This is a genomic window from Actinoplanes sp. NPDC051633, from assembly GCF_040681735.1.
Lineage (GTDB): Bacteria > Actinomycetota > Actinomycetes > Mycobacteriales > Micromonosporaceae > Actinoplanes.
In genome coordinates this window covers 1-3,480 of the sequence record NZ_JBFAZH010000832.1, presented here as the reverse complement: position 1 = coordinate 3,480, position 3,480 = coordinate 1, and the positions used below count along the sequence as shown (strand labels likewise).

The 3,480-nt window shown below is 73.0% G+C and carries 4 protein-coding genes; 3 read left to right on the top strand and 1 reads right to left on the bottom strand.

Annotated features, from left to right (window positions below; translation table 11 throughout):
* The coding region (locus tag AB0M20_RS32930) for a histidine kinase (protein WP_364304241.1) at nt 1–1,793 on the bottom strand (1,793 nt) is incomplete at its 3' end.
* Between the two features lie 21 nt (nt 1,794–1,814).
* Between AB0M20_RS32930 and AB0M20_RS32925 the strand changes: the two genes are divergently transcribed.
* The 3 genes from AB0M20_RS32925 to AB0M20_RS32915 all read left to right on the top strand — a co-directional run.
* Nucleotides 1,815–2,453, top strand: coding sequence for a response regulator transcription factor (locus tag AB0M20_RS32925; protein WP_364304240.1), 639 nt, complete (start codon nt 1,815–1,817; stop codon nt 2,451–2,453).
* Nucleotides 2,454–2,565: 112 nt separating this feature from the next.
* Nucleotides 2,566–3,210 carry a DUF998 domain-containing protein gene (locus AB0M20_RS32920; protein WP_364304239.1) on the top strand — a complete coding sequence of 215 codons (645 nt, stop codon included), beginning with the start codon at nt 2,566–2,568 and terminating at the stop codon, nt 3,208–3,210.
* 7 nt (nt 3,211–3,217) lie between these two features.
* The coding region (locus tag AB0M20_RS32915) for a GNAT family N-acetyltransferase (RefSeq protein ID WP_364304238.1) at nt 3,218–3,480 on the top strand (263 nt) is incomplete at its 3' end.

Below are 3,480 nucleotides of genomic sequence, written 5' to 3'. Positions count from 1 at the left end.
GCCGCCACGTCGAAACCGGGGCCGTCGTCGGCGACCGTGAAGCACAGCCGGTCGCCGTCGCGGTCCACGGTCACCAGCACGGCGGCGCCGGGCGCGTGCTTGGCCGCGTTCTGCAGGGCCTCCAGGCAGGCGAAATAGGCGGCGAGCTCGACGTCCTCGCCCGGGCGGGGGCCGTCGAGCCCGGGACCGGCGACCACCCGTACGTTTCCCGGCGCGTCCCGCGCCCGGGCCTTCAGCGCGGCGAGCAGGCCCCGGGTCGCCAGCACCGGTGGGTAGATGCCGCGGGCCAGGTCGCGAAGGTCCTGCAGGCAGCGGTCCAGGTGCTCCTGGGCCTCGGCGGTCGCGCCGGCCCGGAGGCTGACCGCCAGCGCGACCAGGTGCTGCTGCACCCCGTCGTGGATGTCACGCTCGAGCCGGCGACGGCCGCGCGTCTCCGCGGCGACGATGCGCTCGCGGCTGGCCCGCAGCTCCTCGAGCCGGTCGGCCAGCTCGCCGGCCAGGATGGCGCCGCGCCGCGCGGGGCCGGCCTGCGCGGCGAGGTCCGCCAGCAGCCGGTGGTCCGATGAGGACAGTGGACGGTCCGGTGAGGGGCGTACGGCGACGTCGCCGACCGGGACGCCGAGGTGCTGCACGCCCACCACGACGAGGTCCCGCTCGTCGCCGGCCCGTCCCGACCACGCGACCGCGCCCGCCGAGGTTCGCACGCGGGCGGCCGGCACGCCGAGCCCTTCGGTCAGGGCGCGGGCCGTCCCGGGCAGCACGTCCGCGGCGACCGGCGCGTCGGCCAGGTGCCGGGGCAGGGCGGCGAGCGCCTCGTACGGGGACGCGCGGACCCCCAGCACGAGCCGCCGCGCCGCGCGGGACAGCCGATCCTTGACCGGCGCGAACCCGGCCGCGACCAGCGCCGTGGCGGCCACCGACGCGCCGAGGCCGCCGATCGCGGTGACCACGCCGACGTACAGGGCGGTGATGAGCACGGTCAGGGTGCCGTAGACCACGGCGCCGATCAGGACCTCGTCCAGGTCCCAGACCCGATACCGCAGGGCGCCGACGGCGAGGGCGACCGGCAGGCCGACCGTGACGGAGACGACCAGCCCGGCCACCCCCAGGTCGTGCAGGCCGGGCAGGTTCTGCACGACGAGGAACACGACGGCCAGCGCCCCGGCGACGGCCGGCGGGACGAGCCGGCGGCGGCGTTCCCCGGTGGCGCGGAAGAGCCGCACCATCAGGCCGACCACCCCAGCCAGCAGCACCAACAGGCCGGTCGACGTGACCACGTCGAGCTGCCCGGGCGTGATCGGCAGCACCCCGCGCCAGGGCACGTCGTAGCCGTACGACTCGTCGCGCAGCGGTCCCCGGCGCAGCGCGGACCCGAGGATCCCGGCGACGACGAGCAGCGCACCGACCGCGACCACCGGCCGCCACAGCCGCGACGGCAGCCGCCCGTCGGGGAAGAGCACCAGGATCAGCCCCACCGGCACCGGGAAGAACAGCGGGTCGATGGTCATCCCCGCCCAGGCCGCCCAATCGGCGAGCGGCAGGCCGCGGAAGGCGTACTCGCGCAGCGCGTACTCCAGCACCACGGCGGATCCGGCCACGGCCAGCACCGGGCCCAGCAGATTGCCCGGCCGCAGGGCCACCAGCAGGAGCCCGGTGAGCCCGAACATCAGGCCGGTGGCCAGCGAGACGAGAACGAAGAGCATGGCCGGCGGGCCGGTCGCGGCGACCGCCACGCCGGCGACGATCGCGACCAGAGCCAGCAGCGCGGCGGCCGCGCGCGCGAAGAAGCGCATGGCGGATCATATCCTCGGCTGGTGACAGTGCGGTTGGTCATCGCCGAGGACAGCCTTCTCGTCCGGGAGGGTCTGCGCAGCATGCTCACCCGGCGGGCCGAGATCGAGGTCGTGGCGGTGTGCGCCGACCTCGGCGAGACGGAGGCGGCGATCGAGGAGCACCGCCCCGACGTGGTGCTCACCGACATCCGGATGCCACCGACGATGACCGATGAGGGGGTACGCCTGGCCGCGCGACTCGGCCGCGGCACCGGCGTGGTGGTCCTGAGCCAGTACGACGACCCCGAGTTCGCGCTCGCGGTGCTGACCGAGGGGTCGCGGGGGCGCGCGTACCTGTTGAAGGAGCGCATGTCAGATCCGGAGCAGCTGGTCGCGGCGATCCTCGCCGTGGCCGCGGGCGGCTCGGTGGTCGACCCCAAGATCGTCGACGCGCTGGTGCGCGGCAATCGCTCCCCGCTGGACGGCTTGACGCCACGGGAGCGCGACGTGCTCGCCGAGATGGCGACCGGCCTGGACAACCAGGCGATCGCCGCGAAGCTGTTCCTCACCGTGCGGGCGGTGGAGAAACACATCAACGGCATCTTCGCCAAGCTCGGCCTCAGCGAGGAGCGCGAGGTGCACCGGCGGGTCAAGGCGGTGCTGCTCCACCTAGCGGAGTAGGCCTCTGGAAACAGTGGTGCAGGCACCACGGTCGGTCTCGTGGGCACACGATCGGCATCGGCGGTCCGCGGCGGAAGTCTGTAGGCACACCACAGACGAGAGGACCCACCCGATGTCCACGACAACCCTGACGAGGGCCCGCACCGGCACCGCCGCCAAGCTCGGCATCGCCGGCATCGCGACCTTCTTCACCACCTCGATCGCCGTCGCCGCGGTGACCCCCGGCTACCGCTCGACCCGGGACGCGATCAGTGCCCTGGCGGCGATGGACTCGCCGTACGCCTACGTCATGATCGGCGGCTTCCTGGCCGCCGCGGCCGGGCTGGTCGCCACCGGAATCGCCGTCCGACAGCGGTACGGCGCTCGCCTGGCGGCCGTTCTCCTGATCGTCTCGGGCGCGCTGATGGCGACCGCCGGCCTGGCCCGCCAGGACTGCTCGGAGGCCCTGGAGTCCTGCATCGACCACGGCGAGGCGCCGCTGGCCAGCACGCATTTCTGGGTGCACCAGTACGTGTCGCTTGCGCTCTTCCTGACCCTGGTGGTCACGAGCTTCGTGCTGATCCGCGCGGTCCGGCGCACCCCGGGCTTCGGCTACCTGACCGGGCCGGCCCGCATCGTCGCCTGGACCGGCCTGGTCGTGACCGTGCTGGCCATGACCATCGGCTTCGGTGCGGTGAACGGGCTGGTGCAGCGGCCGTACCTGGCTCTGCTGTTCGGCTGGCCGACGCTGCTCGCGGCGATCGCCCCGCGCCGATAATGGCCGGATGACCGTCCTGGAGACCGAACGCCTCATCCTGCGCCCGTTGCGCGACGACGACCTCGACGCCCTCGCGGAGATGGATGCCGACCCGGAGGTGATGCGCTACATCGCCGACGGGTCGGTGCGCGACCGGGACGAGGTGGCGGCCAAGCTCCGCGTGATGACGGCGCATTGGGAGACACACGGCTTCGGTGCATACATTTTTAACTTGTTAAAAGCTTTCGACATATATTTTAAACTCTGTTCTAAATGCTCACCATCTATCGC